This window comes from Loktanella agnita (assembly GCF_046640325.1).
In the GTDB taxonomy this organism is placed as follows: domain Bacteria; phylum Pseudomonadota; class Alphaproteobacteria; order Rhodobacterales; family Rhodobacteraceae; genus Yoonia; species Yoonia agnita.
The window spans coordinates 1-923 of the sequence record NZ_JBJMBF010000050.1; the positions used below are offsets into that span (position 1 = coordinate 1).

Consider the following 923-nt stretch of genomic DNA (forward strand, 5'->3'; position numbering starts at 1 on the left):
TCCAGCTTCAGCTTGTGGGTGATCATCGGGTCGATCTCGATCTTGCCCTGCATATACCAATCCACGATCTTGGGCACATCAGTCCGCCCCCGCGCGCCGCCAAAGGCGGTGCCGCGCCAGGTGCGGCCGGTGACCAGCTGGAACGGGCGGGTGGAAATCTCGGCCCCGGCAGGGGCCACGCCGATGATGATGCTTTCGCCCCAGCCTTTATGCGCGGCCTCCAGCGCGGTGCGCATCACGCCCACATTGCCCGTCGCATCGAACGTGTAATCGGCCCCGCCGCCGGTCAGCGCGACCAGATGGGCGACCAGATCACCCGACACGTCCGACGGGTTCACAAAGTCGGTCATGCCAAAACGGGTGGCCATCTCCACCTTGCCCGGGTTCAGATCGACGCCAACAATCTGATCCGCCCCCGCCAACCGCAGCCCCTGGATCACGTTCAGCCCGATCCCGCCAAGACCAAAGACAATCGCCCGCGAACCGATCTCTACCTTGGCGGTGTTGATCACCGCGCCGATGCCGGTGGTCACGCCGCAGCCGATATAGCAAATCTTGTCAAAGGGCGCGTCATCGCGGACCTTGGCCAGCGCGATTTCCGGCAGCACCGTGTGATTGGCAAAGGTCGAACAGCCCATGTAATGCAGGATCGGCGTCCCATCGAGCATCGAAAAGCGCGAGGTCCCATCCGGCATCAGCCCCTGCCCCTGAGTCGCCCGGACCGCCTGGCACAGGTTGGTTTTCGGGTTCAGACAATAGTCGCATTCGCGGCATTCCGGCGTATACAGCGGGATCACATGATCGCCGGGCTTCAGGCTGGTGACACCGGGGCCAACCTCGACCACCACGCCGGCACCTTCATGGCCCAGAATGGCGGGAAACAGCCCCTCAGGATCATCGCCAGAGCGGGTGAATTCATCGGT

The 923-nt window shown here is 63.5% G+C and carries 1 protein-coding gene; it reads right to left on the reverse strand.

Annotated elements, in window-relative coordinates:
- Positions 1 to 923: zinc-binding dehydrogenase (locus ACJ5NV_RS20405; protein WP_411646717.1), on the reverse strand; the 923-nt coding region annotated here is incomplete at both ends.